Annotated in this window: 23 protein-coding genes; 11 read left to right on the forward strand and 12 right to left on the reverse strand. The window is 66.4% G+C overall.

The annotated features are described in order from the left end of the window. Window positions 1–188: 188 nt before the first annotated feature. Entirely contained in the window at window positions 189–959 is a 771-nt protein-coding gene (locus ACQY4S_RS13445; protein ID WP_428485703.1) for an SDR family NAD(P)-dependent oxidoreductase, read from the reverse strand. Window positions 960–1,106: 147 nt separating this feature from the next. Then, window positions 1,107–1,994 carry an SMP-30/gluconolactonase/LRE family protein gene (locus tag ACQY4S_RS13450; RefSeq protein ID WP_428485704.1) on the reverse strand — a complete coding sequence of 296 codons (888 nt, stop codon included), beginning with the start codon at window positions 1,992–1,994 and terminating at the stop codon, window positions 1,107–1,109. A gap of 153 nt (window positions 1,995–2,147) precedes the next feature. On the opposite strand from ACQY4S_RS13450, the gene ACQY4S_RS13455 reads away from it, so the two are divergent. The 8 genes from ACQY4S_RS13455 to ACQY4S_RS13490 all read left to right on the forward strand — a co-directional run bounded on the left by ACQY4S_RS13455 (window position 2,148) and on the right by ACQY4S_RS13490 (window position 12,371). Continuing rightward, window positions 2,148–3,929 (forward strand): thiamine pyrophosphate-requiring protein, encoded by a 1,782-nt coding sequence (locus ACQY4S_RS13455; RefSeq protein ID WP_428486276.1) that lies wholly within the window; start codon window positions 2,148–2,150, stop codon window positions 3,927–3,929. 3 nt (window positions 3,930–3,932) lie between these two features. Continuing rightward, on the forward strand, window positions 3,933–5,051 hold the full coding sequence (locus ACQY4S_RS13460) for an enolase C-terminal domain-like protein (protein ID WP_428485705.1): 1,119 nt from the start codon (window positions 3,933–3,935) through the stop codon (window positions 5,049–5,051). Beyond that, entirely contained in the window at window positions 5,048–6,130 is a 1,083-nt protein-coding gene (locus tag ACQY4S_RS13465) for a hypothetical protein (RefSeq protein WP_428485706.1), read from the forward strand. Before ACQY4S_RS13460 ends, ACQY4S_RS13465 begins: the two co-directional genes overlap by 4 nt. Further along, on the forward strand, window positions 6,123–6,764 hold the full coding sequence (locus ACQY4S_RS13470; RefSeq protein WP_428485707.1) for a gluconate 2-dehydrogenase subunit 3 family protein: 642 nt from the start codon (window positions 6,123–6,125) through the stop codon (window positions 6,762–6,764). Before ACQY4S_RS13465 ends, ACQY4S_RS13470 begins: the two co-directional genes overlap by 8 nt. Beyond that, window positions 6,754–8,418 (forward strand): GMC family oxidoreductase, encoded by a 1,665-nt coding sequence (locus tag ACQY4S_RS13475; RefSeq protein WP_428485708.1) that lies wholly within the window; start codon window positions 6,754–6,756, stop codon window positions 8,416–8,418. The genes ACQY4S_RS13470 and ACQY4S_RS13475 overlap by 11 nt, the downstream gene beginning before the upstream one ends. A gap of 133 nt (window positions 8,419–8,551) precedes the next feature. Next, on the forward strand, window positions 8,552–9,058 hold the full coding sequence (locus ACQY4S_RS13480) for a 2Fe-2S iron-sulfur cluster-binding protein (protein WP_428485709.1): 507 nt from the start codon (window positions 8,552–8,554) through the stop codon (window positions 9,056–9,058). Beyond that, on the forward strand, window positions 9,055–10,041 hold the full coding sequence (locus tag ACQY4S_RS13485; RefSeq protein ID WP_428485710.1) for an FAD binding domain-containing protein: 987 nt from the start codon (window positions 9,055–9,057) through the stop codon (window positions 10,039–10,041). Before ACQY4S_RS13480 ends, ACQY4S_RS13485 begins: the two co-directional genes overlap by 4 nt. After that, entirely contained in the window at window positions 10,038–12,371 is a 2,334-nt protein-coding gene (locus tag ACQY4S_RS13490) for a xanthine dehydrogenase family protein molybdopterin-binding subunit (RefSeq protein ID WP_428485711.1), read from the forward strand. Before ACQY4S_RS13485 ends, ACQY4S_RS13490 begins: the two co-directional genes overlap by 4 nt. Before the next feature lie 33 nt (window positions 12,372–12,404). Here the strand turns inward: ACQY4S_RS13490 and ACQY4S_RS13495 are convergent, their stop codons facing one another. The 7 genes from ACQY4S_RS13495 to ACQY4S_RS13525 all read right to left on the reverse strand — a co-directional run bounded on the left by ACQY4S_RS13495 (window position 12,405) and on the right by ACQY4S_RS13525 (window position 19,801). Next, window positions 12,405–12,887: a hypothetical protein gene (locus ACQY4S_RS13495; protein WP_428485712.1), complete on the reverse strand. Its 483-nt coding sequence runs from the start codon at window positions 12,885–12,887 to the stop codon at window positions 12,405–12,407. Between the two features lies 1 nt (window position 12,888). Further along, entirely contained in the window at window positions 12,889–14,589 is a 1,701-nt protein-coding gene (locus ACQY4S_RS13500) for a dihydroxyacetone kinase family protein (protein WP_428485713.1), read from the reverse strand. 281 nt (window positions 14,590–14,870) lie between these two features. After that, window positions 14,871–15,521 (reverse strand): endonuclease/exonuclease/phosphatase family protein, encoded by a 651-nt coding sequence (locus tag ACQY4S_RS13505; protein ID WP_428485714.1) that lies wholly within the window; start codon window positions 15,519–15,521, stop codon window positions 14,871–14,873. After that, window positions 15,505–15,759: a hypothetical protein gene (locus ACQY4S_RS13510; RefSeq protein WP_428485715.1), complete on the reverse strand. Its 255-nt coding sequence runs from the start codon at window positions 15,757–15,759 to the stop codon at window positions 15,505–15,507. The genes ACQY4S_RS13505 and ACQY4S_RS13510 overlap by 17 nt, the downstream gene beginning before the upstream one ends. Further along, a complete protein-coding gene (locus ACQY4S_RS13515) occupies window positions 15,756–17,177 on the reverse strand; it encodes a phospholipase D-like domain-containing protein (protein WP_428485716.1) in 1,422 nt (473 codons plus the stop codon). The genes ACQY4S_RS13510 and ACQY4S_RS13515 overlap by 4 nt, the downstream gene beginning before the upstream one ends. Window positions 17,178–17,641: 464 nt before the next feature. Further along, the gene (locus ACQY4S_RS13520) at window positions 17,642–18,925 is read right to left on the reverse strand and encodes an MFS transporter (RefSeq protein ID WP_428485717.1); all 1,284 of its coding nucleotides are present in this window, start codon (window positions 18,923–18,925) and stop codon (window positions 17,642–17,644) included. A gap of 366 nt (window positions 18,926–19,291) precedes the next feature. Continuing rightward, window positions 19,292–19,801 (reverse strand): ABC transporter permease, encoded by a 510-nt coding sequence (locus ACQY4S_RS13525; protein WP_428485718.1) that lies wholly within the window; start codon window positions 19,799–19,801, stop codon window positions 19,292–19,294. On the opposite strand from ACQY4S_RS13525, the gene ACQY4S_RS13530 reads away from it, so the two are divergent. Further along, on the forward strand, window positions 19,800–20,429 hold the full coding sequence (locus ACQY4S_RS13530; protein WP_428485719.1) for a class I SAM-dependent methyltransferase: 630 nt from the start codon (window positions 19,800–19,802) through the stop codon (window positions 20,427–20,429). The genes ACQY4S_RS13525 and ACQY4S_RS13530 overlap by 2 nt on opposite strands. Window positions 20,430–20,486: 57 nt before the next feature. Here the strand turns inward: ACQY4S_RS13530 and ACQY4S_RS13535 are convergent, their stop codons facing one another. After that, entirely contained in the window at window positions 20,487–20,813 is a 327-nt protein-coding gene (locus ACQY4S_RS13535) for a hypothetical protein (protein WP_428485720.1), read from the reverse strand. Between ACQY4S_RS13535 and ACQY4S_RS13540 the strand changes: the two genes are divergently transcribed. Continuing rightward, window positions 20,800–20,967 (forward strand): hypothetical protein, encoded by a 168-nt coding sequence (locus ACQY4S_RS13540; protein ID WP_428485721.1) that lies wholly within the window; start codon window positions 20,800–20,802, stop codon window positions 20,965–20,967. The two genes, ACQY4S_RS13535 and ACQY4S_RS13540, sit on opposite strands and share 14 nt — an antisense overlap. Window positions 20,968–21,021: 54 nt before the next feature. Next, complete coding sequence (locus ACQY4S_RS13545) at window positions 21,022–21,435, forward strand: hypothetical protein (RefSeq protein WP_428485722.1); 414 nt, start codon at window positions 21,022–21,024, stop codon at window positions 21,433–21,435. Window positions 21,436–21,735: 300 nt separating this feature from the next. On the opposite strand, the gene ACQY4S_RS13550 is transcribed toward ACQY4S_RS13545, so the two are convergent. After that, complete coding sequence (locus ACQY4S_RS13550; protein WP_428485723.1) at window positions 21,736–24,270, reverse strand: DUF4175 domain-containing protein; 2,535 nt, start codon at window positions 24,268–24,270, stop codon at window positions 21,736–21,738. Further along, window positions 24,267–25,589, reverse strand: a complete 1,323-nt coding sequence (gene lysA / locus ACQY4S_RS13555) for a diaminopimelate decarboxylase (RefSeq protein WP_428485724.1) — start codon at window positions 25,587–25,589, stop codon at window positions 24,267–24,269. The genes ACQY4S_RS13550 and lysA overlap by 4 nt, the downstream gene beginning before the upstream one ends. Between the last annotated feature and the right edge of the window lie 47 nt (window positions 25,590–25,636).

The raw sequence follows: 25,636 nt of genomic DNA on the forward strand, positions 1-25,636 counted from the left end.
GCCAAGGCAATCGGGTGAAGTAGATCGAAGCCACGGGATGGCGCATTTCCCGTTGTGTCATCACCGGGCTTGGCCTGGTGACCCACGACTTTGGCTTGGTTTGGCACCGCAAGTCGTGGGTGGCCGAACCAAGCCCGACCATGACACAAGGGGATGCAGCGCGGCCAGAACGCCAGTCGGGTGCGGTGTCAGGCCCCGCCCCAGTTCATCGTCAGCCCGCCGTCCATCACCAGGGTCTGGCCGGTGACGTAGTCCGCCGCGTCCGATGCCAGGAACACCGCAAGGCCGGCGATCTCCTCCGGGCGGCCGGGACGGCCCCAAGGGATCGCCTGCATGCTGTGGTCGCGCGCGGCCGGGTCGTCCAGCCGCTGCTGCGTCATCGGCGTCGCGATCAGGCCGGGCGCGATGGCATTGACGTTGATCCGGTCCTTGGCCACCTCCCGCGACAGGCTGCGCACCAGCGAGTTGATGCCGGCCTTGGCCATCCCATAGGGCGCGCTGCCCGGCGCCGGCAGGTGCCCGGCGACCGAGCCGGTGAAGATCAGCCGGCCCTTGCCACCGGCCGCCTGGCGCAGCTTCACGAACCTGCGGGCACAGAACAGTGGGCCAACCAGGTCCGTCCGCAGCACCTGCATCAGCTTGTCGTCGTCCATCTCGGCCACCGGCATTCCACTCATGCCCGTGCCGGCGTTGGCGATGAGCAGGTCCGGCGTGCCGAACGCGGCGACGGTGCGATCGAACGCGGCATCGACGCTGCGCTTGTCGGTTATGTCGCACTGGACCACGACGGCGCGGCGCCCTGCATCCTCGATCCGACGCTTGGTCTCCTGCGCGCCTTCGGCGTCAGTGTGGTAGGTGATGCATACGTCTGCACCCGCCTGCGCGAATGCCAATGCGGTTGCCTGACCAATCCCAGAATCCGCACCCGTGATAAGTGCCACCTTTCCCTGCAACTGCATGGAATTCTCCCCTGACTGTGTAGCGACCTAACGGCGGGGCCCTGCCAGCGTTGCCAGCACACACCTGAACGTAATTGCACGCCCGAATGGGGATTGCCGCGACCGGGCGCTGGGAACGCAAAGCCCAGCAAGATCGCGGCGGCTACGTCATTTTAGTTGGTAATGCCGCGGAATGCCCCGAACACTGGGCCGAAAGCAGAACAGGCCGCCCGCATGCGGCTGCTCCGCAAGCTGCCGCGGGCTCAGCTTGTCCGACGCGGTCGTCACCATCATCATGTCGAGGTCCGCACCGACGAACGCGCACATCGTCGGCTGGCTGACCGGCAGCATGATTTCCCGGTCGAGCGTGCCGTCCGGGCGGTAGCGATGCAGCCGCCCGCTTCCGTGCAGCGCACACCAGTAGCCGCCCGCCGCGTCGACGGCGGCGCCATCCGGCAGGCCTAGTTCGGCTGGGATCGTCACAAAAGCACGCCGCGACCCCAGCGACCCATGGACGCGGTCGTACGGGAAGGCAAACACCGCCTGCTGCTGGCTGTGCGACAGATAGAACGTCGCCTCATCGCGGCTCCATGCCATGCCGTTGTGCAGCTCCGCCGCGTCCGGTTCAGGTCGCAAGCCGCCGGACAAGGTGAAGCTGCTCATGCCTGACCGCTCAGGATTGCATTCCACGTCCGGCATGGGATCGAACATGGTTCCAACCCAGAACCGCCCGGTGCTGTCGCACGCGCCCTCGTTGAACCGGTGCCGGGCAGGATCGAACGGCGGCGGCACCTCAAGCACCAGCGCGCCTGTCGCGAGATCAAGCCGGAACAGCCCGTGGCGCAACGCCACCAGCGCTTCATGCCGCCCGGCGATCAGGGCGAAGGCGCCGACGTCGGACGCAAGCCGCCATTCCCGGTCCACCCGCGTCGCGAGATCAAGCCGGTGCAGCGCGGGCGCCTTGACGTCGATCCAGTAGACAGCGTTTTCCTCCGCCACCCAGGTGGGCGATTCAGCGATTATGGCGTGTGCGTCAAGAACAAGCTCGATGTCCATGCAGCTCTCCTGGTCCGATCACAGGCCAACGCGCCATCCCGCGGCACGACAGGCCCCTCGTCTATCACAGATGCTTGGGCGGGCCATGCGGATCAGGAACAAGACACCATGGGCCGCGTTGCCCTCGAACCGCGTGAGGAGAATATCATGGCCATGAACGTCAGCGACTTTGTATGGCACCGACTGAACGAGTGGGGCATCAAGCGGGTCTTCGGCTATCCAGGCGATGGCGTCGGTGGCCTCGATGTGGCGCTGGAGCACGCCAAGGACAAAATGGAATATGTCCAGGTGCGGCACGAGGAGATGGCCGCCTTCATGGCCTCGGCGCACGCCAAGTTCACCGGCGAGGTCGGGCTGTGCTATGCGACTTCCGGGCCAGGCGCCATCCACCTGCTGACCGGCCTGTACGACGCCAAGATGGACCACGTACCGGTGGTGGCGATCGTCGGCCAGCAAGCCCGCTCCGCGCTCGGCGCGCATTACCAGCAGGAAGTCGACCTTCAGTCGCTGTTCAAGGACGTCGCCTCGGATTTCGTCGCGATGGCCAGCGTGCCGTCCCAGGTGCGCCACCTGATCGACCGCGCGGTGCGCATCGCCAGCGCCAAGCGGACCGTGACCTGCGTGATCCTGCCCAACGACCTGCAAGGGCTTGCCTATGAGGATCCCCCGCTGGTGCACGGCACAACCCATACCGGCGTTGGCTATGCCGGCCCTGCCCTGCTGCCGGCGGAAGGCTTGCTGCGCCAGGCCGCCGAGGTGTTGAACGCCGGCAAGAAGGTGGCGATCCTGGTCGGCGCGGGTGCGCTCAGCGCCACTGATGAAGTCATCGCGGTCGCCGAAAAGCTCCAGGCCGGCGTCGCCAAGGCGCTGCTCGGCAAGGCCGCGCTGCCGGACGACCTGCCGTTCGTGACCGGCGGCATCGGCCTGCTGGGCACCAAGCCGTCCTGGGACCTGATGCAGGATTGCGACACCTTCCTGATGGTGGGTTCAGCCTTCCCCTACAGTGAATTCCTGCCCAAGCCCGGCAGTGCGCGCGGCGTGCAGATCGACATCGATGGCGCCATGCTCAGCCTGCGCTATCCGATGGAGATCAACATGGTCGGCGACAGCGCCACCACGTTGCGCGCGCTGTTGCCGATGCTGCAACAGAAGACCGCCGATAGCTGGCGGCAGGGGATCGAGAAGAACATCACGACGTGGTGGAAGACGCTGGAAGAGCGTGCCATGCAGTCCGCCGACCCGATCAACCCGCAGCGTGTGTTCTGGGAGCTTTCGCCGCGGCTGCCGGATAATTGCATTCTGACCGGCGACAGCGGCTCGGTCGCCAACTGGTATGGCCGCGACATCAAGATGCGGCGCGGCATGAAGGGCTCGCTGTCCGGCAGCCTAGCCTCCCTCGGCGCCGCGACCCCCTATGCGATGGCCGCCAAGATGGCGTTCCCCGAGCGCACCGTGATCGCCTTCATCGGCGACGGCGCGATGCAGATGAACGGCCTGAACGTCATGATCACCATTTCCAAATACTGGAGGGAGTGGTCGAACCCGCATCTGATCGTCATGGTGCTGAACAACCAGGACCTGAACCAGGTTACCTGGGAAGAACGGGTGCAGCTCGGCACCGGCAAGACCGAGTCGACCCAGGCGATCCCCGACATGGCATACCACACCTATGCAGAACTGCTCGGCCTGAAGGGCATCGTGGTGCGCGACCCGGAAAAGGTCGGCGCCGCCTGGGACGAGGCGCTGGCGGCCGACCGGCCGGTCATCCTCAATATCTACACCGATCCCAACGTGCCGCCGCTGCCGCCGCACATCACCCTGAAGGACGCCAAGAACTTCACCACCATGATGGCGAGCGAACCTGAACTCGGCAGTGTCCTGAAGAACAGCGCCAAGGAAATGCTGGCCAGCGTGCTGCCCGGCGGCAAGAGCTGATCCATGGCTGCGGATGTGTGTGTGGGAAGGGTGCAGGCGCGGGCCTACACCATCCCCACGGACTTGCCGGAGGCGGACGGGACGGCGTCGTGGAATGCGACGACCATCGTCGTGGTTCACGCCGAAGCCGGCGGACACCGTGGCATTGGCTATACCTACGCAGATGCGCCAGTGGCGGGATTGGTGGCCGGCAAATTGGCGGACGTCCTCGCCGGCTACGATGCCATGGACCCGCCTGCCGCCTGGCGGGCCATGCAGGTCGCGGTCCGCAACCTCGGCCGAGCCGGAATGGCGGCGACGGCGATCTCGGCGGTGGACACGGCGCTGTGGGACCTCAAGGCCAGGCTGCTGGATCTGCCGCTTGCCAGCCTTCTCGGCTGCTATCGCCATGTGGTCCCGATCTATGGCAGCGGCGGCTTCACCAGCTACGACGACAGCCAGTTGACCGAGCAGCTCCTCGGCTGGGTGGAGCGGGACGGCTGCCGCTGGGTCAAGATGAAGATCGGCAACGAACCGGCGCGCGATCCGGCCCGTGTCGCGGCGGCAAAGGCGGCGATCGGCTCCGCCGCCGACCTGTTCGTGGACGCCAACGGCGCCTACAGCATCAAGCAGGCGCAGCACCTGGCCCACATCTTCGCCACCGAGCAGGACGTGAAGTGGTTCGAGGAGCCGGTCTCCTCCGACGACCTCACCGGCTTGCGCTGGGTGCGGGATCACGTGCCGTCACCGATGGAGGTGGCGGCGGGCGAGTATGGCTACGAGCTGGATTATTTCCGCCGGATGCTCGCCGCCGAGGCGGTGGACGTGCAGCAGGCCGACGCCACCCGCTGCGGCGGCGTCACCGGCTTCCTGCAGGCGGCCGCCGTATGCGAGGCGTTCCACGTCGACCTGTCCGCCCATTGCGCCCCGGCGCTGCACCGGCATCTTGGGTGCGCCGCGCCGCGCTTCCGGCACTGCGAGTGGTTTCACGATCATGTCCGTATCGAGCACACGCTGTTCGACGGCGCGCCGGTGCCGCACGCCGGCGGCATTTCGCCTGATCCGACCCGGCCGGGACTTGGCCTTATGTTGAAGCAACAGGATGCCGAGCGGTTCGCCGTGGCGCCAGGCGGGGGACAATGACGAAGACGACGGACCTCACGGTGCCGGGCCTGGTCCTGTTGGGCTTGGCGGCGGGCGCATTGGCCCGCGGATCCGCGTCCCACGCTTCCGCTGCCGTGAAGCCGTTGATCCGCCTACCTGCCGCCGGCGATGTGACGGCGAAAACATCGGCCTCGATCCCCGCCGCCCGCGATAGGGCCGCGAAGACCTTGGCTCGATTACCTGCCACGCGGGCCGCGGTGGCCGCTCCCGCCGCCGCGGTTCAGCAAATCGACCCAGGCGCGGCGGTGCGCGCCGCCCGGCGGCTGAACCGCGCCGCCGGCGTCATCGCCACATCGGTGCTGGCGGACAGCGCGGTCGAGCACTATCGCGGCTCGTTCCACAACAAGGCGATGTTCGCGCCGCTGGTGACGGCGTCCCTGTCGCTGGCGGCCAGCGCGCATGGGCACACCGACCGCCGGCCGTCGCCGCACCGGGTACGGGACACCATCTATGCCGCCGCCGGTCTGACCGGACTGGTCGGCACCGGGTTCCACCTGTTCAACATCACCAAGAAGCCGGGCGGGGTAAGCTGGCAGAACCTGTTCTACTCCGCGCCGATCGGTGCCCCCGCAGCGCTGATCCTGTCCGGTGCGATGGGGTTCCTCGCTGAACGGGTGCGCGACACCACGCCGGGCGTGTCGCCGACCATCGCCGGGTTGTCCGCCGGCCGCGCCGTGGCGGCGGCAACCAGCATCGGTCTGCTGGGCACGGTTGGAGAAGCCGGGCTGCTGCACTTCCGCGGCGCCTATCACGACCCGTTCATGTTCCTGCCCGTCAGCATCCCGCCCATCACCGCCGCCGTGCTCGGCAATGCCGCCGTCGGCAAGATCGGCCGGCCCCGGCGCGCGACCCGCATATGGCTGCGCCTCACCGCCGTGATGGGATACGCCGGTGCCGGATTCCATGCGATGGGCGTCGCCCGCAACATGGGAGGGTGGCGCAACTGGAGCCAAAACCTGCTGAACGGACCGCCAATCCCGGCACCGCCCAGCTTCACCGGACTTGCCCTCGCCGGTTTGGCCGCGCTGGGATTGATGGAGGACCACCCCGATGACTGACCGTTATCCCGACTATGACGTGATGAACAAGCAGTGGTCACAATCGTGGAACCCGATCACGCGGCAGGTGGTTCAGCGGCGCCTCGCGGTGCCGCGCGAGCCGCGCTTCTTCAACGTGAATGAGTGGGAGACGCTGGGCGCGGTGTGCGACCGCATCATGCCGCAGCCGTCCGACCGACCGCCGATCCCGCTGCCTGCCTACGTCGATGCGAAGATCACCGAAAAGCACATGGATGGCTATCGCTACGCCGCGTTGCCGGACCAGGGCGAAGCCTGGAAACGCGGCCTCGCCGCGCTGGATCAGGAGGCACGGGACGCCCACGGCGGCCGCTTCCACAGCCTGCCGCCGGACGCGCAGGACGATCTGCTGCGACGCATGCAGAAAGGCGAGTTGCAGGCCGATGCCTGGCAGGGAATGCCTTGCAAGCCGTTCTTCGAGCACCGCGTCATCGCCGACATAACTCATGCCTACTATGCTCACCCGGTTGCCTGGAACGAGATCGGCTTTGGCGGCCCGGCCAGTCCCCGTGGCTACGTGCGCATGCAACTGGACCGGCGAGACCCTTGGGAAGCGGCGGAAGCAAAGCCCGGAGAGGAAGCGCGCGTTCGGCGTGAGAATCAGCGTGTCGGTTGATAACGTCGTGGACTCGACCGATCCGTTCGCCGCGCCGCGGGGCGCCCATGGCCGCGCGCCCGACGTCTTCAAGCGCGGCGCCTGGGTGCCGATGCGCCAGTTCAGCGAGGACGACACCGTCGATTTCGTCATCGTCGGGACGGGTGCGGGCGGCGGTCCCTTGATCGCCGGCCTGGCCGAGGCTGGCTTCTCCGTCGTGGGATTCGACGCCGGACCCTGGTTCCGGCCACTGGAGGATTTCGCCTCCGACGAAACCGAGCAGAACAAGCTCTATTGGACCGATCAGCGGGTGGTGGACGGCGCCAACCCGATGGTCATGGGCGGCAAGAACAGCGGCAAGGCGGTGGGCGGCAGCACCGTGCATTTCGCCATGGTCTCGCTGCGCTTCAGGCCGGAATGGTTCAAGTCCCGCAGCGCGCTGGGCTACGGTGCAGACTGGCCGCTGGATTGGCGGGAGATGTGGGACTACTACACCAAGGCGGAACGGGCGCTCAGCATCTCGGGACCGGTGAACTACCCCTGGGGACCCAAGCGGCCGCGCTACCCTTATCGCTCGCACGAGCTGAACGGTGCCGCGGAACTGCTGGCCCGCGGCGCCGAGGCGATGGGCATCAAGTGGACGCCCACGCCGCTGGCCACCGTGTCCGCCCCGCACGGGCACTCGCCGCCCTGCGTCTATCGCGGGTTCTGCCGCTTCGGCTGCTCCACCAACGCGAAACAGAGCCAACTGGTAACATTCATCCCGCGCGCGCTGGCGGCGGGCGCCGAGATCCGCGACCTGGCGATGGTCGGACGGATCGAGGTGAACGAAGCCGGGCGCGCCACCGGCGTGCATTACTACCGTGACGGCCGCTGGCGGTTCCAGCGCGCCCGCAACGTCGTGGTGGCGGGCTACGCGATCGAGACGCCGCGTTTGCTGCTGGCCTCCGCCACCGACCGCTATCCCGACGGCCTGGCGAACAGCTCCGGCCTGGTCGGCAAGAACCTGATGACGCAGTCCAATCAGGCGGTGTTCGGCACGATGCAGCAGGAGGTGCGCTGGAACAAGGGTCCGCCTTCCCTCTCCATCACCGAGCACTGGAACTACGACGACCGGAAGGATTTTGCCGGCGGCTACTGCTGGATGGCGCAGGGACCGCTGCCGGTCGAGTGGGTGACGGTGCAGACCGGATCACGCGGGCTGTGGGGCCAGGCGCTGATCGACGAGATGGAGAAGTACAACCATCAGGTCGGACTCAAGATGGTTGGCGAGATGCTGCCAGACGAGCGCAACACGGTGACCTTGGACCAGGAGAAGGATCAGTATGGTCTGCGCGTCGCCCGGGTGACCTATAGCTGGAGCGACAACGACAAGGCGCTGATCCAGCACGCGCTCGGTCAGATGCAGACCAGCTTGGAAGCCGTGGGCGCAGGCAACATCTTCCGGCAGGAGAACGACACCAACCACCTCGCCGGCACCGCGCGCATGGGCGACGACCCGCGCACCAGCGTGGTGAACTCCGACTGCCGGACATGGGACATCCCCAACCTGTGGGTCTGCGACGGCTCGATCTTTCCGACCACGGGCGGGGTCAACCCGTCGCTCACCATCACCGCGATCGCCATGCGCACGGCCGACCGGATCAAGGCATTGGCGGCACGCGGAGAGCTCTAAGCCGGTCGAGGCCAGTCTACGCCGGAGGAGAGTGTGCCGACAATCTTCCACCAGCTAAATTAGTACGAAGGCGTGCTGAACCTACTGTGGCGCGCTGGCGTTGAACACACATAGGCTGAGAGGAACAGACGCCGTGGCGATACGGATCAACGGAAATGAAACCGCCGTGCCGGCTGACCCGCGCGTGTCGCTGCTCGACCACCTGCGCGAGACGCTGCACCTGCACGGGACCAAGAAAGGCTGCAACCAGGGCGCGTGCGGCGCCTGCACCGTGCTGGTCGATGGCGAGCGCATCGTGTCCTGCCTGGCCCTCGCGGTGCAGTACGAGGGGCGCAGCGTCACCACCATCGAAGGGCTGAATGGCGAGAGCGGGCTGCACCCGTTGCAGCAGGCATTTATCGAGCACGACGGCTTCCAGTGCGGCTACTGTACGCCCGGCCAGATCTGTTCGGCTGTCGGCATGGCGGCGGAGCTGGAGCGTGGGATGCCGAGCGCGGTCACCGCCGATCTTTGCTCGGATGCGGTCGTTGTCACGCGCGAGGAGGTGCGCGAACGCATGAGCGGTAATCTGTGCCGCTGCGGCGCGCATAATGGGATCATCGCCGCGATTTCCGAGACCTACGCGGAGGCGGCGGAATGACTCCCTTCAGCTACGTGCGGGCCACCGACGCCGCCGACGCGGTGCGGCTCGGCGGAATGGACCAGGCGAAGTACCTCGGCGGCGGCACCAACCTGGTGGACCTGTTGCGCGAGACGATCGAGCGGCCGTCCGCGCTGGTGGACGTAACAGGCCTCTCCTCCAGCATCGAGGAGCGCGAGGACGGCAGCCTGCTGATTGGTGCTGCGGCGCGTAACACGGCGCTGGCCGAGCACCGTGCAGTGCGTAGCCGCTACCCGGTGCTCGCGCGTGCGATCCTGGCCGGCGCCTCGGCGCAGATCCGCAACATGGCAACGGTGAGCGGCAACATCCTGCAGCGCACCCGCTGCACCTACTTCTACGACGATGACGGGTCGCGCTGTAACAAGCGCAATCCCGGCCAGGGCTGCGACGCGGTGGACGGGTTCAACCGCATCCACGCGATCCTCGGCGCCTCGCCCGCCTGCGTGGCCACCCACCCGTCCGACATGTGCGTCGCGCTGGCCGCGCTCGACGCCACGGTGCACCTGCAAGGGGCCGGCGGCACGCGGAGCCTGAAGCTGACTGAGCTGCATCGCCTGCCCGGTGGCCATCCCGACGTGGAGACGGAGCTGGAACCCAAAGAGCTGATTACCGCGGTCGAGCTGCCGGCGCTGCCGGTTGGGGCACGCTCCACCTACCGCAAGGTGCGCGACCGGGCGAGCTACGCCTTCGCGCTGGTCTCGGTGGCGGCCGTGCTGGAGCTGGAGGCAGGCACGGTCAAGGACATCCGGCTGGCGCTGGGCGGCGTCGCACACAAGCCCTGGCGCGCCCGCAAGGCGGAGGATGCGCTGCGGGGCGGCCCGGCTACCGTGCAGGCGTTCCGCGCCGCGGCCGAGGCGGAACTCGCGGACGCCGCGCCGCTTCGTCACAACGGGTTCAAGATCGAACTCGCCAAACGCACCATCACCGCCGTTCTCGGCGACCTGGCTGGAGAAGCCGCATGAGCATTGTGGAAAACGCCAAGGCCGCCGCGCAAGGCGCCGCACAGACCGTGATGAAGAAGGCCATTGAGCTGGCGCCGGATAGCTGGCTGCCCGGCGGCAAGCCCGACCCGCTGATCCGCAACAAGCACGGCCTGATCGGCGCACCCATCTCGCGCATCGACGGCCCGCTCAAGGTTCAGGGCAAGGCGAAGTTCGCGGCGGAGTTCCCGCTGCAGGGGATGGTCTACGCGGCAGTGGCATTCAGCACCATGCCCAAGGGCCGCATCGCCGCACTCGACACTGGCGCGGCCGAGGCTGCCCCCGGCGTCGTCCTGGTCATGACCTACAGGAACGCGCCGCGGATGCAGCCAATGCCGCTGTTCCTGACATCCGAAAAGGCAGCGGGCGGCGACAACCTGCCGATCATGCAGGACGACCGCATCCACTGGAACGGCCAGCCGATCGCGGTGGTGCTGGCCGCGAGCCAGGAACAGGCCGACCACGCCAAATCCCTGATCCGTGCGACCTACGAGGTGGAACCCGCCATCACCGCCTTTGCCGAGGCCAAGGCGCAGGGGACCGAACCCGGGATGTTCATGGGACAGCCGCTGAAAGCGGAGATCGGCGATGCGGAGGCGGCGCTGGCAGCCTCACCCGTGTCGATCGATGCGGAGTACACCACACCCCGCCACAGTCACAATGCGATCGAGCCGCACGCGGCGACGCTGGCATGGAACGGCGACGAGCTGATCGTGCACGACGCCACCCAGGCGGTGGTGCACACCGCATGGTCGCTCGCCAACGTGTTCGGGCTTGACGAGAAGCAGGTCCGCGTCACCTCCCCCTACGTGGGCGGTGGCTTCGGCTCAAAGACGCTGTGGCAGCACCAGGTGCTCGGCGCGGCGGCAGCCAAGCTCGCCGGCCGCCCCGTCCGCATCGCCCTGTCGCGCGAGGGCGTGTATCGGATGGTCGGCGGCCGCACCGTCACCGAGCAGCGGGTCGCGATCGGCGCCGAGGTGGACGGCCGCTTCACCGCCATCATCCACACTGGCACGGTGGCGATGACACGGCACAACGCCATGCCCGAGCCGTTCATCCTGCCGACGCGGGGCGCGTATGCCGCCGACAGCTTCAAGCTCGACGTGGAAGTGGCCTACATGGACATGCTGGCCAACACCTTCATGCGCGCGCCCGGCGAGTCGGTGGGCACCTTCGGCCTGGAGTGCGCGGTGGACGAGCTGGCCGCGAAACTCGGCATGGACCCGATCGAGCTGCGCATCGGCAACGAGCCGGAGAAGGACCCGACCGAGGGCACGCCGTTTTCTTCCCGCCACATCGTGGAGGCATGGCGCGCGGGCGCCGAGCGGTTCGGATGGAGCCAGCGCAACCCGTCGCCGGGTGCCGTCCGGAAGGGCGAGTGGCTTATTGGCATGGGCTGCGCCACCGCGACCTATCCGTATTACCGTATGCCCGGCGGGGCGGCGCGCATCACCCTCACGAAGGATGGCCACGCCCGGGTCGAGGTCGCCGCGCACGAGATGGGCATGGGCACCGCCACCGCGCAGACCCAGGTCGCTGCCGAGCGGCTCGGGCTGGAGCTGGACCAGGTAAGCTTCGGCTACGGTGATTCGATCATGCCCGGCGCCGTGCTGGCCGGCGGCTCGCAGCAGACCGCCTCAATCGGCGCGGCCGTGATCGCGGCGCATCACGCGCTGGTGGCCGAACTGTTAAAGCTCGCGGGGAACAACTCGCCGCTCGCCGGGCTTAATGCGGACGAAGTTGGTGGTCTGGACGGCGGCCTGGCCAAGCTCGACGAGCCGGAGCGGCATGAGAGCTATGCGTCGATCCTGGCACGGGCGCAGCGCGACGAGGTGGTGGTTGAGGCGGCGGCTCCTCCGCCGATGGAGACGCAGCACTGGTCGATGCACTCCTACGGCGGCATGTTCTGCGAGGCACGGGTTAATGCCGTCACCGGTGAGACGCGGATCAGCCGCTTTCTGGGTTCGTTCGACTGCGGGCGCATCCTTAACGCCAAAACGGCAGCCAGCCAATTCCGCGGCGGCATCATCATGGGCCTCGGCATGGCGCTGATGGAGGAAACCCAGTTCGACGAGCGCCGCGGTCGCGTCATGAACCCAAGCCTGGCCGAATACCATGTTCCGGTGCATTTGGACGTGCCGGAGATCGACGTGGTCTGGACTGATATCCCCGATCCGCACACGCCCATGGGCGCGCACGGCATCGGCGAGATCGGCATTACCGGCACCGGCGCAGCCGTTGCGAACGCCGTCTTCAATGCCACTGGCAAGCGCATTCGGGATCTGCCGCTGACGCTCGACAAGCTGATGTAGCGGCACACGGCGCATCCATGGGTTCCGTATCTGCTATGATCGTGGACAATCCGCTGCTCGGCCCTGCCGCTTCCCAAACCCCCACCTGGCACCTTCATCGATGCGGGCGACAATGAACAAGCTGGCAAGGCCGCCGTAGAACAGCAGGGCACCCAGGCCGATATGCGCGATGTTCCACATCACCCCCGGTCCGGCCGCCATCACCATCCCGCCCGCGATATAGGCGGATGCCAAAGGCCACGAGATCGCGAAACGGAACCGCAGGCACACCAGCCAAAGCGCGCCGGCACCCAGCAGGCATTTCAGCGCCGTCATGAAGTGCAGCAACCACGTCAACTCGGCGTCCGCGACGATCATGGCGTGCGACGCGGCCTCGCCCCGCGTGAACCAGCAGGCGAGCAACGTCGAGGCAACCGCCGCGACGACCAGAACGACCCGGCGAGAGGGCGGCGCAAGAGCAAGCCCTGCTCGACGGCTGCCACCGCGTCGCCCGAGTGTTGTCCTTGTTGCCAGCATCCTATTCGACAACCGTCAGAAGCGCGCGAAGCCAGATGGTCACCGCCACGGCGCCCGCATCCTGCACGCCCAAGACCCGGTCACCCAGATAGCTGGCCCGCCCCAGCCGAGGCCGCATCCGCGCTGTGGCGGCGGCGCCCGCCTCCGCTGCCTGAACACAATCCGCCCACGCGGCGGCCACGTCCGCTTGCCGCCCAAGTGCCGCCTTGAATGCCGCGACCGCCGGATACAGCGCGTCCAGCATGGTACGGTCACCGGGCCTGGCACCGCCCAATTCCGCGACCGCGTCGACGGCGCGTTCGAAAGCGGTCGCCCATGTCGACGCATCAAGGGTCTCGCTTGCGGCAAGATGCTGGGCCGCGCGCAATAGGCCAACTGCATAGAACGGGCCGGAGCTGCCGGCGATCGACCGGCGCAACGTCTCCGCGACACGGGTCAGGGCGGAGGCCGCATCAGCCGCGCCATTGCCGGACAATGCCTGTATCGCCGCCGCGCCGCGCGCCATGCTGATCCCCAGGTCGCCATCGCCGGCGGCACTGTCCAGATCCGTCAACTGCCGCTTCCGCGCTTCCAGCGCCGATGCGCCGGCCAACGCGCCCGCCAGGACCGCCGCCCCCGCCTCATCATGCGACCGGTTCCGCCTGTCTTGCGTGACAATCGGAACGCTCGCCGGACGGATCACCCGTGCCCGCGGCACCACGCCGCTTCCAGGCCACGCAGGCGCTGTCGTCGCGGCATCCAGGTGTGCCAGCCTAGCGGGGTCCACCGGCAGCAACGATAGCGAGCACCCCGGCATCTCCAGCGCACTGAGCAATGTGCCGCTCCAGACCCGCTCCACCGTGATCCCTCGCGCGCGCAACGTCGTCAGCGCCCGACGGGTGACCACCGCCAGTTCCATCGGCGGCGTGCCCCCCAATCCGTTGACCAGCAGGGCCACGCCGTCACCCGAGCGGATGCTCCGATCCTCGAGGATCGCGTCGAGCATCAGGTCGACCAACGGATCGGCCGGCTGCAGCTTCGTCCGCTGGACACCCGGTTCCCCATGGATGCCAAGGCCAAGCTCGATCTCGTCATCCGCGAGACTGAAGCCCGCGGTGCCGGCAGCGGGCACGGTGCAGGCGCCCAACGCGACACCCATCGAGCCGATCGCCGAAGCCGCCTGGCGCGCCGCCTCGGCGACCTCCGGCAGCGATGCGCCCGCTTCGGCCAGCGCACCGGCGATCTTGTGGATCAGCACGGTGCCGGCGATGCCGCGCCGCCGGCCCGGCTCGACGGTCCCGCGCAGTGCCACGTCGTCCGCGACAACGACGATTTCGGCCGGAATTCCGGCGGACCGCGCCAGTTCGGCCGCCAGGCCGAAATTCAGCCGGTCGCCGGTGTAGTTCTTCACGATCAGCACGACACCAGCAGGCCCGGCGACAGCCTGAACCGCGGCCAGCACGGCGTCGACCGATGGCGAGGTGAATACATCGCCAACCACCGCCGCGTGCAGCATGCCGACGCCGACATATCCGGCGTGCGCCGGCTCATGCCCGGCGCCGCCGCCTGATATCACCGCCACAGGCCGCTGAGCCGGCTCCGGCAGATCCTCGCGTATCACCACGTCCTCACGGTCGAGCAGCGCTATGCCCGGCGTGATGTCGGCGAGGCCTTCGAGCATCTCGCGCACAACGTGGCGTGGGTCGTTGACCAATTTTTTCAAAGGACCATCCCCCTTGGCATTTATGATTTCGCCATGTCGATGCAGGACCGTTATGTGATGTCCTGGCACCTCGCCTGCAACGCCTGACCAGCGACTGCCGGTGCGATAGCTTATCGCTGTTCCCGCGTGCGACGGCAGGGCGCCGGCGCTTTTTATGGTAAAATGCCGGGCTTGGCGGGTATGCAACCTATCGATTGCCGGACCCACCACCTCGTACCGGCCGCTGCAGGGCTCAGGCCTCTATCAGAATACGGGCTTTGCCGCGCTGTGCCAATTTCCAGTTACGCAACAACACCCAGCGTCACCGCCGACACCGCCTCCGGCGCCCGAACATGAGCAATCGTGTCGAGCCTGACCACGATCGGCCGGTGATCCGATGCCTCCCGCAGCAGGGCGCGGGCTTCCAGACAGGCGATGCCCCGTATCAGGCACCGATCGATCCGTAATGGCACCATATCACCCGCCACGTGTGTCGGTTCGCGCGGTCCGACGTCCCGAAAGCCGGGCAGCAGCGCCGGCCCGATAAGGTTGTAGTCACCCACCACGGCGGTCCGATAGGGCAGCACCCTGGCGATCCGCCGAAGCTGCCGGCGGTTCAGGATCTGGCCATGCGAGAGATGCACATTGGCAACCGTGATCGAGCCAAAGTCGACAATCTGGCAGATCCGGGTGAACATCGCGCCGGCCTGCAGCGGCAGCACGACCGGCTGAGTGGGAAATGCCACCGGGCTCCAGACAGCAAGGCCATGAACACGGCCGGGCATCTGGTCCCGCTGGTAGTGGCCGCCCACGCTTCGTGTCAGCCCGTCCATCTCCCGGGTCGCCTCCTGCATCAGCAGCAGGTCCGGATGCTCCCGCCGGATCAGCCGAACAACATCGTCGCGTGAGGCCCCGGTCAGGCGGAGCAGGTTCCAGCTAATAAGTTTGGTCATTACGTACCTTAAATAGGAGCGGCGCATGGCTGAACGCAACCATTTCGTCCGCATGGCTGGCCTTTCGCCGACACACGGGACAGCAGGCATCGCCGACGGTCGTGCGGACGGCGCTCGTTCGCCGATGCTGCTCGGCCAGACGCGGCTTGAACAGCCCCATGGCCGGCCCGGAAGCGGCCAGCCAGGTTCCATCCGCCCGCAGCACGATCACCGCGTTCAGGCAGGCCGGTCCGGTCATAGATACGGCAGCATCAGTCGGGCACCCGCGTCGCGTATCCGCACCGGCAGCGCGCGGGCATCCAGGTCCGCCTGCGTCAGCTCCGAGTTTCGGGCGCGCCGCATCAGCGTCATCAGTGTCGTTGCCAGCTTGCCATCGTAGACCTCCATGCAAAGCTCGAAGTTCAGCCGGAACGAACGTATGTCCCAGTTGGTGCTGCCGATCAGGCACCACTCGTCGTCGACAACCATCATCTTGGAATGGTGGAATGGTGGCGGGCTTCGCCAGATGCGCAGACCGTCGGACAGCAGCGGCCCGATATTCGCGCGCGTCGCCCAATCCACCAGCCGGTGATTGCTCTTCTCCGGTATGACGAGATCGACGCCGACGCCGCGCATCGCGGCCAGCGCCAGCGCCGTCACCAGCCGCTCGTCGGGCAGGAAGTACGGCGTCATGACGGCGATGCTGGTGCGCGCGCAGGCAACCGCCTGGAGCACGGCGAACTCCACCTTCTCGATATCCTCGTCGGGGCCGGAATCGATGACGCGGGCCGGTGGCCCTTCCTGGGGAACGATCTCGGGTGACCAGGCATCCCCGTCCAGATCCTCGTTGCTGACGGACGCCCAGTCTTGCGCGAAAGCCTCGGCAAGCTGCGCGACGACCGGGCCCTCGATGCGGAAATGCAGATCCTGCACCGGTTGCTTCGGGTGGGTGGCCATGACGTTCTCGTCCGCGATGTTCATGCCGCCGGTGAAGCCGACCACCCCGTCCACCAGCAGGATTTTCTTGTGCGATCGCAGGTTGAGGAACGGCATGCGCCAGGGCAGCGATGAATGCATGAAGCGGGCGGCCGTCACGCCGTTTCGCAGCAACCGACGATAAGCGCGCGACAGCAGCCAGCCGCCGCCGAATCCGTCGATCAGCACGCGCACCGCCACGCCGCGCGCCTTGGCTTCGGTTAGCGCCTCGATAAAGCGGCCGCCCCAGATGTCGTTCCGGAAGATGTACGACGACAGGCCCACACTGACCGAGGCCGCCGCGATCGCCGCCAGCATGGGCGGGTAGGCCTCGTCGCCGTTCTGATAGGCCGTCACCACGGTCCCCGCCAGCAGCCGGCGGGCGGTGATGCGGCCGATGCCCCGGGCCAACGGATCGAGGTCGTCGCCAACCCCTGCAAACGGCCGCCCCGGCTGGCCGCCTGAACCGTCCTGTGGACGCAGCAGGCGGGCGCGGCGCTTCACCCGATTGATGCCGAACACCAGATAGGCGAACGCCCCGAGGATCGGCGCGAACCACACCAGCCCGATCCAGCCGACCGCGGACGCGACCTCTCGCTTGTTCAGCAGGATGTGGATCGTGACGCCGATGGCAAGCACCAGGCCGATCGCCAGCGTCATGTTCGCCCGCGCATGCAGCAAGTCGCGCCAGATATCATTCACGGCGGCGGAAACCGGCTGCGGATCTGAATGGGTGCATCAAGGTACGGGTCGGTTACGGTGCGCCTGCTATGACGTCGGACAGCGAGCGGTCCGGACGATCGCTCATGCTCTTCGGTACGTGATCCGACGCATCATGGCAAATCATCCGTGCACGTCACGCTTGCCGGGCCAGATGGTTCAAGCGTGATCGCCTGAGGCTGGCCAGTCGGAAGGCGTCAATCACGCGATCAAGCAAAAGCCCAGAGCACGATCGGACTCGCAAGAAGGGTCGACCGCAAACGATCGTGGTCTAGTATCTGATCGCAGAGAAGCGTGAGACGCGTAGCGGCCACGTTTCGGCGCGTGAATCAGATACTTCAGACCAATAGCGACGTATTGCGCTTCTGTTATGCGCGATACTAGGTGAAAGCCAAGCCGCACCGAAGCGGCACCCGCGGCGCAACGCACCGCGGGTGCCATGCGGGTTAGTGTTGGACGACCGCCAGGGGCGCCCCGTCCAACTCCGCCGCCATGGCTTTTCCCTTGGTCTCAGGTCCCAGCAGCAGGGCGACGATGAAGACAAGTGTCGCGCCGAACTGTGCCACCAGCATCGGCATCACGAAGCCACCTGGCTGGCCGGCGGCGAACCAGGTCAGGATCGGTGCCGCGAGGCCAGCCCAGATCGCCCCCTGATGATAGCAAAAACCCGCCGCGGTCGCGCGTATCTCGGTCGGGAACCGTTCGGTCAGGTAGCTCGGGTTCTGTCCATACATGCCACCAAAGAAGAACCCTTGAACCGTGAACGCGATGACGGTCAGGGTATAGTCGGACGTGAGCAGATAGAACGGCACGACGAAAAGGCCGATCATGGCTGGCATGATCATCGCCCAGCGGCGGCCTAGCCGGTCGGCGATCCAGCCCCAGAAGCCGCTCGCCACGAACCCCGTGATGTTGGACAGCGCGACCGGCAAGGCAACCAGCGCCGGGCTGAAGTGCATGTCACGCTGCAGATGCGTGGCGAACATGCCAAAGGTTGAGTAATAGACCACGAAGCCGCTGGCCATCCACAGGCACGCGGTCATTGTGTTGCCGATCATCTTGCGGCGAAAGATGCGCAACAGCGGCACATGGACTTCTTGTTTCTGCTCGCGCTGGATGGCACGGTTCTTGACCCACACCTCCGGCTCCTTGACGTTCTTGCGGATCCACAGCACGGCGAGCGCCGGCAGCACACCGATCCAAAGCAGGCCGCGCCAACCGATTTGATCGTAGAGCAAGGCATATGCGAGGCTGGACGCCAGGAAGCCGATTCCCCATGACCCTTGCAAAAGGCCGCTCATCAATCCGCGTGAGCGTATCGGCCACGTCTCCATCGCCAGCGCGGCGCCGGCGGGCCATTCCGCCCCCATGCCGATGCCGAGCAGCGCGCGGAAGATGAACAAGAACAGGAAGCTTGGCGAGAAGCCGGCGATGAAGTTGCACGCCGAGTACCACACGATGGAAATCATCAAGGGTTTCTTGCGGCCGATGCGGTCGGCGAGCCAGCCGGAGGCGGTGGCACCGACCAGACGCAGCCAGAGCGTGACGGTGAAAACCGCGGTCACCTCGATCAGCGGCACATGAAACGTCTGGGCGATTGGCACCATGATCATCAGGAAGATGGTGAAGTCGAACGCATCCAGCGTCCAACCCAGCCAGGCAGCGATCCACGCCATCCACTGGTCCTTGGTCGGTTCTTTCCACCAAGGCATTGCGTCTGCGGTTCCCATGGACATTGCCATGAACTTTGCTCCCTGATTTTTTATACGATTTTGCAACGTTAGTGCCGGCACGGCGACAATTGGAGCGGCTGGCGATAAAGCGATGTCTAGGCTCGACAGGGCTCCTAGCGCGGCGGGACAGGCCCCCGCGCCATCACTGAGTCCGAATGAAGCCGACGCTAGCCGCCGCCGATCATCATTCCGGCTTCCATTTTTGACACGAAGTCAAGTGTGGCGGTGGCAAGAGAAAGCGAATTAGCCATCCACGAAAGGATAGCACATATGCATTTTTCGCGTATGTCACGCTTCGTTCGCCAAATCAAGCCCCAGTTCGGGCCGGATGCCATGAACAAGCGTTGAACTGGCCGCTTCGAATCAAACCGTCCGATTACGCACGCGCGTTGCCGTGCCGTGCCGTGCCCGATACGACGGATGCCACGGCAGCAACAGCGTCTCCGCGGATTCGATGGCGTAGAACAGCAGCGTGCCGCCCATCAGACTTAACATCGCCAGGGCGGCGAACACGCGCGTGGTGTCGAACTGGCCTTCGGCCATCAGGATCGCGGTGCCCAGACCGTCCGACCCGGCGACGAACTCGCCCACGATGGCGCCAACCAGGACAAAGCTGATGCCGACCTTCATGCCGGCGAACAGCGTCGGCAGCGCGTTCGGCAGGCGTATCTTCCACGACACGGCAATCGGCCTCGTTCGGCTGACATACACCATGGCAAGGAAGCGACACCGATAATCATGTTGAATTCGACATGGTTTTAGGGCATTATGTGGCCATGCGGTGTCGTGCGTACTTGCCATCCAGCGCGGAACGGATCGCCAAGCCGCTTGCGGCGCGGCGACGGACCACGCCTGTCCGCTTGGCGTCGCCATGACCAATCATTTTGGTTCGGCGGACTACTGGGATGCCCGCTACCGCGCGGGCGGCACATCAGGTGCCGGGTCCTACGGACGGCTGGCCGACTACAAGGCCGCCCTGATCAACGGCGTGATCGAGATGAATGGCATCGCCCATGTGGCGGACTTCGGCTGCGGCGACGGAAATCTGCTGTCGATGCTGCGGCCGTCCGCCTATACCGGGCTCGACGTCTCCGATACCGTCATCGCCCGGTGCGTGGAGCGTTTTCCGGAGCACGTCTTTCTGCCCTTTACTCGGGCGGCCGAACTGCGGCCAGCCGATCTGTGCCTGTCGATCGACGTCATCTACCACCTGACTGAGCCGGAGGTCTTCGCCGCCTATATGGCGGAGCTGTTCGCTCACGCAACACGCCTGGTGGTGATCTACGCGAGCAACATGGACCAGGATTGGCCAGCGCCGCATGTGCGCCACCGCCGCTTTACCAACCATGTCACCAGCCACCTTCCGGCCTGGCGGCTGTGCGCGCATCTGCCAAATCCATATCCGTATGACCCGGCCAGCCCTGACGACACCTCGTTCGCCGACTTTTTCGTCTATGCCCGCGCGCGCACGCGCTGTGTGCTGCCGCTGCCCATGGCGTGACTGGCACCATCGCCGGCCCGCCTCACGCCAAGGCTCGTGTTGCTGCTGACGCCTGTGTTATTGCGCATTCCTGTTATATTGGTTTGGCGCCTGATTGTATTGGTTCGGCGCCTGGTTGTATTGGTTTGGCGCTTGGTTGTATTGGTTTGGCGCCTGGTTGTATTGACCTTGTGCCTGGGCGGCGGCGGCTCGCTGCTGATGTTTGTGCAACTCATGCCCCGCGATACAGCCACCGACGGCACCTAGGATGCCGTGGTGTGCCAAATGTCCGGCAACGGCACCGGCGGCACCGCCACTAATGCAGCCAATGGCATTTGCGGGACTATTCCACCCAAAGCCCAAACCAGTAAGGGCCAGGAGTGAAACCAGAATGCGAACCTTCATCTACTTCATCCTTGAGCTGTTTGAACGCGTCGTGCCCGCTGTGCAATTGCTTGCCAGCCATTGCTATAACCTTTTAACGTTCGTGCGTGATCCCTGGGTAGCATTTATCACCAACATCTCATTATCCGGTTCGCCGCCCGCCGCTTGTTCTTGAACCGGCAACCAGATATTGCGACGGCCGTTCAAGTGATAGGCTGCCTCGCGGGCGTTGGTCGGCGTGTTGCAGAAACCATCTTTGGCTCAGGAGGAAACATTGCGAGCACTTTTGCTGTCCGGTCTGGTCTTGCTATCAATCAGTTCGTTAGCCGTTGCCGATGAAAGCGTGTCGGGAAACTGGCACACGAGTTTAGGAAGTGGCGTCACGATCAACATGAACGTGAGCCCTGATGGCGCGTGGAGCAGCGAGACGTTCCAGCGGAATCAGGTCGTGCGCCAGATGAAGGGCACATACAAGCAGATGCCATCAAACAATGGCACAGGAACGCTTATCTTCACGCCAACCCAATCTGCCGTCAAAAGCGGGACCGTGGAGCCGGAGACCGACCAGTATGAGACAGTCGCGAATGGCAAGCAGTTGAAGCTGACCTCCGATGGCGATACGATGGTTTTTGAAAAGCGGTAGCACAAGCCTGCAGGCTTGCGTGGTGCAGGTCCGGCGCTGAAAGGCGCAAGGACCTGCCGAAGCATCGCGCAGCGACGACGGTGCATGTATAACGATTGCGAATCGGACGCAGCCGAGCAAGACCGTGATGGCAGGCCATGCCTGGCATGTTCGGCCGTGGGTCATGATGCCAACAGCGTGGCGTGCTAATCGAGCAATGCGTTCCATGATTAGCGGCCTTTAGGCCTATCACGATAACATCGGTGCCGACGCGCCAACGACCATTTGGCGATCTGATTGGGCCGCCTGCCCAGCGGCCGCTTAGAACTGCTTTAGCAGCCGATCAATGTAATCCAGCTCCTCCCGCGGACGCTCCTGGTCGGCACCCCGCCGACGAAGTTCTTCCTGGATCGCCTGGGTCCGCTGCCGCTCCCGCTCCTCCGGCACCGTCACGTCCGCATTGTCCGTCGAATTGCCCTGCGCCGAACGGCCAAGCGGATCACGGCCATTGGGATCGGCAGGGTCCGGTTGGCCCAGCATCGGTCCGGGTCCGCGCCCGTCGGCACGCGAGCCGTCCGGCATCATCATGCCCATGACGCCTTCCTCGCCATCTTCCCCGCCCTGCCCCGGCTGCCGGCCGAACTGCTGCGCCATGGTCTGGCCCATCTCCCGGCTGCCCTTCTGCAGCGCGGCAATCGCCTGTTGCTGCGACCGACCCGCCGTTACGTCGTCGCCCTGGCCAAGCCGGCCGATCGAGTCACGCATCGCCTGATCGGCCTCTCCCAGGCTGGGCGGCATCTGCCCGGTCAGGTCACTGAACTGCTGCATGAGTTCACCCAGGGCACGGCGGAGAGCCTGCTGAACCCGGCGATCCGCCTCCCGCTGCTCCGCCGGGTCGGTTGACTGGGTGGGATTGGGCTGCGCGGGATTGGGCTGCGCGGGATTCTGCTCGGTGCGTTGCTGGGCGTGGTCCATCAGCCCGGCCTCGCGGCCGATCATGTCCTGCACCGCGCCCATCTGCTGCTTGCCGCGCTGGCGCTGGCCGTTCGCCTGCTTGCTGCCGCCGGATTGGCTGTGCGCATTGCGCAGCCGGTCCAGCATCTTCTCCAGTTCCGCCATCTGCTGCTGCGCGTCCTGCATCCGCCCCTGCCGCGCCGCCTGCTGCGCCTGCTCCGCCATCTTGTCCAGGTCGCGGTTGGACAGTTGCGCGGCATTCGGATCGAACGGCGTCATCTCGTTGTTGCGCTGGGCCTGCTCGGCCAGCGCCTGCATGTGCTTGTCGATCGCCTGCCGCAATTCCTGCAGGCGCTTTTCCAGCGCCTGCCGGTTCGCATCCGTCGGCTGCTGCGTCGCGCGGTCCAGCGCGTCGCGCGCCGCCTGGCGAGCTTGTTCCAGTTGGCGGGCGCTCTGTTCGGTCTGGCCTTCCTCCATGTGCAGCGCGAGTTCCCACATGGCGCCCTGTGCTTCGGGCACGGCTGACGCGTTCGGGTTGCGCGCCAGCAGGTAGTAGATCGAGCTCAGGTTCAGGTAGGCGCCCAGGTCGCCGTTGAACAGCGCCGGCTGCTGCATCAGGCGGTCCAGCCCGTCCAGCGGGACGTCGCGATCATCCGGATGTGCGCTCAGGGCCTTGCGCATCGCGATCAGCAATTGCGCGACCGGGTTGTGGAATGGCCGCTCCGCCAGGTCGAACGTGGCATCGGCGCTGGCGCCAGTTTGGTTGGCGGCATCGCGGGCGATCAGCTGGCCGACCACTGGCAGGCCGGCCCAGGGATGCGCCGTCAGATCCTGCTGATTGAGTCCGTGCGCGTCTTTCGGCGAGCCACCTGGCAGGGGTATCCGCACAATCAGCGGCGGCGCCTCTGGCCGGTCCCGCAACCGCAACTCGGCCTGCAGCCCGGTGACGCCGTAATCGTCGGACACCTGCCATGGCAACCGGGTCTGCTGTGCGGACGGCAGGTGACCGGGATTTTCGCCCCAGGCCGCGGTGGGCGGCTGGTCGGCGACCACCGTCAAGGTCCAGGCGGCCAGGGTCGTGCCGTCACGCCGCACGGTCAGCAGGCCGCCATGCGCCAGATCCCGCTCGACCTGGAAGCTAGTATGGTCCAGCGCGGTGAATCGATCGGAGCGATCATTCGACGACAAGGTCGGCGCGCTGGTGCCGCCGGAGACGTTCACCGTCAGATGCGATCCGGCAGGAACCGAGACGGTGCCCCCCGGCGGCTTGAGGAAGATCGGCGCCACGCGCGTATAGGCAGGCGCGGTGATCCAGGCCTGCAGTTCAGTGCCGGGCGCGTTCGGTGCCACGGGAAGCGAGGGCGACAGCGCGGCCAGCAATCGCGCGGGTGCGTCCAGGCCGGCAATGACCGCGGCTGCCAGAAGGCACAGCACGAGACCATAACGCAGCGCCCGCGGATCACGACGGGCCAGGCCAGGGCGGGGCAATCCTACCTTCAGCCGCCCGATCTGCGTCATTGCCCGGGCGGCATGGGCCTGCCAGACCGCCACGCCAAGGCTGTCGCCGCCGGCTGGGCGGTCGGTCAGGACCGACAATGGCCGGTGGATCAGACCGGAACTGGTTTCCAGCCGCCGGTCCGCGGCGCGATCGTCCGGCAAGCGGATGCCGCGCAGGCCGCGCACCGCCAGCACGGCCACCGCCAGCACCACGGTAAGCAGTAGCACCAGATGCGCCAGCGGCGGCAGCAGCGCCGGCAGGTTCAGCAGGGCGGCGCAGGCAAACAGGCCGATCAGGCCGATCGGCGGCCATAAGGCAGGCCACAGCGCCTCGAACAGGATGGCGCCGCGGGCCAGAAGGCGGCGGCCAGCCAGCCGCCGGGATGAAGGCGCCGGATCGGTCATGCCGGAAGGTGCTCCCGCGCCCACAGGGCTTCGACCGGCTGGCGGTCGCGGATAACCGACCAGCGGTCGCCCTCGACCCAGACTTCGGCCGCCAGCGGGCGGGCATTGTAGGTTGAACTCATGACCACACCATAGGCACCGGCATCCAGGATCGCCACGCGGGCATTGCGGGCCAGCGGCGGAAGCTGGCGGCTTCGCGCGAATGTGTCGCCGCTTTCGCAGACCGGGCCGACGACGGTGGCGGGCTGCGTCGGCTGAGCGGCGTCGATGGCGGAGATCGGGACAATGCCATGCCAGGCATCATACATCGCCGGCCGCACCAAATCGTTCATCGCCGCGTCCAGCACGATGAACCGCATGCCGGGGGCCTGCTTGACCAGGACGACGGAGGCCAGCAGCACACCGGCGGGTCCGACCAGCCAACGTCCGGGCTCGATCACGACTCGCACATCCAGGTTGTGGAACGCCGCCTTGATCGTGCCGGCGAGGCCGGTGGGGCTGGGGGCGGGCTCATTGCGATACGGTATGCCGAGGCCGCCGCCGCAGTCCACGGTCTCGACCGGCAGCCCGCGCCCCCGGAGAGTGACGACCAGGTCGGCAAGCCGGCGAAAGGCCGCTCGGTAGGGGGCGAGAGTGAGGACCTGGCTGCCGATATGGGTGGCGAGGCCCACCGGCGTGATCCCAGGCAGCGTGGCGGCGTGCGCGTAGAGCATTGCCGCGTCGCTGTAGGCAATGCCGAACTTGTCGGTGGCCCGCCCGGTGGTGATCTTGTCGTTGCCGCCGGCGTCGATGTCGGGATTGACGCGCAACGCGATACGCGCCTGCCGCCCGAGCGTTGTGGCGAGGCCGGCGATCATCGCCAGTTCCTCGGCGCTTTCGATGTTGATCTGGCCGATGTCGTGTTCCAGCGCCAGGCGCAGTTCGGCTTCCGCCTTGCCAACGCCGGAATAGACGATGCGGCTGGCGGGGAAGCCGGCGTTGAGGACCTTCCGCAGTTCCCCGCCGCTGACCACATCCGCGCCAGCGCCCTGCCGGTTGAACAGATCAAGCACCGCTCGGCCGTCGTTCGCCTTGACCGCGTAATGCACGTGCAGGTCAATTCCGGCGTCTGTCATCGCGCCGGTCAAGTGACGGTAGCGGCCCCGCATGGCGGCGGCGGAATAGACCCAGGTCGGGGTGCCCACCGCATCAGCGATGCCGGCCAGCGGAACACCGTCCAGCAACAGGCCGGCCATGGCGTCGTATTTCAGGTTCGGCCGGGCGGCGATCAGGTCGCGCAGCGACGGGTCGGCGGCGGGATCAGGGATAGCGGCGAGCATTCGCCCAGGCTAGCGCGGATCAAGGTAAGGAGGGAACACGGCAGGTG

The sequence above is a fragment of the Rhodopila sp. genome (assembly GCF_965276935.1).
GTDB lineage: Bacteria > Pseudomonadota > Alphaproteobacteria > Acetobacterales > Acetobacteraceae > Rhodopila.

Coding starts and splice junctions, on each gene's coding strand:
- ACQY4S_RS13470 (WP_428485707.1), top strand. CDS start 6,123: ATGACTGACCGTTATCCCGACTATGACGTGATGAACAAGCAGTGGTCA.
- ACQY4S_RS13450 (WP_428485704.1), bottom strand. CDS start 1,994: ATGGACATCGAGCTTGTTCTTGACGCACACGCCATAATCGCTGAATCG.
- ACQY4S_RS13465 (WP_428485706.1), top strand. CDS start 5,048: ATGACGAAGACGACGGACCTCACGGTGCCGGGCCTGGTCCTGTTGGGC.
- lysA (WP_428485724.1), bottom strand. CDS start 25,589: ATGCTCGCCGCTATCCCTGATCCCGCCGCCGACCCGTCGCTGCGCGAC.
- ACQY4S_RS13510 (WP_428485715.1), bottom strand. CDS start 15,759: ATGACCGGACCGGCCTGCCTGAACGCGGTGATCGTGCTGCGGGCGGAT.
- ACQY4S_RS13495 (WP_428485712.1), bottom strand. CDS start 12,887: ATGCTGGCAACAAGGACAACACTCGGGCGACGCGGTGGCAGCCGTCGA.
- ACQY4S_RS13520 (WP_428485717.1), bottom strand. CDS start 18,925: ATGGGAACCGCAGACGCAATGCCTTGGTGGAAAGAACCGACCAAGGAC.
- ACQY4S_RS13445 (WP_428485703.1), bottom strand. CDS start 959: ATGCAGTTGCAGGGAAAGGTGGCACTTATCACGGGTGCGGATTCTGGG.
- ACQY4S_RS13530 (WP_428485719.1), top strand. CDS start 19,800: ATGACCAATCATTTTGGTTCGGCGGACTACTGGGATGCCCGCTACCGC.
- ACQY4S_RS13455 (WP_428486276.1), top strand. CDS start 2,148: ATGAACGTCAGCGACTTTGTATGGCACCGACTGAACGAGTGGGGCATC.
- ACQY4S_RS13490 (WP_428485711.1), top strand. CDS start 10,038: ATGAGCATTGTGGAAAACGCCAAGGCCGCCGCGCAAGGCGCCGCACAG.
- ACQY4S_RS13550 (WP_428485723.1), bottom strand. CDS start 24,270: ATGACCGATCCGGCGCCTTCATCCCGGCGGCTGGCTGGCCGCCGCCTT.
- ACQY4S_RS13525 (WP_428485718.1), bottom strand. CDS start 19,801: ATGGCGACGCCAAGCGGACAGGCGTGGTCCGTCGCCGCGCCGCAAGCG.
- ACQY4S_RS13540 (WP_428485721.1), top strand. CDS start 20,800: ATGCGAACCTTCATCTACTTCATCCTTGAGCTGTTTGAACGCGTCGTG.
- ACQY4S_RS13485 (WP_428485710.1), top strand. CDS start 9,055: ATGACTCCCTTCAGCTACGTGCGGGCCACCGACGCCGCCGACGCGGTG.
- ACQY4S_RS13535 (WP_428485720.1), bottom strand. CDS start 20,813: ATGAAGGTTCGCATTCTGGTTTCACTCCTGGCCCTTACTGGTTTGGGC.
- ACQY4S_RS13505 (WP_428485714.1), bottom strand. CDS start 15,521: ATGACCAAACTTATTAGCTGGAACCTGCTCCGCCTGACCGGGGCCTCA.
- ACQY4S_RS13460 (WP_428485705.1), top strand. CDS start 3,933: ATGGCTGCGGATGTGTGTGTGGGAAGGGTGCAGGCGCGGGCCTACACC.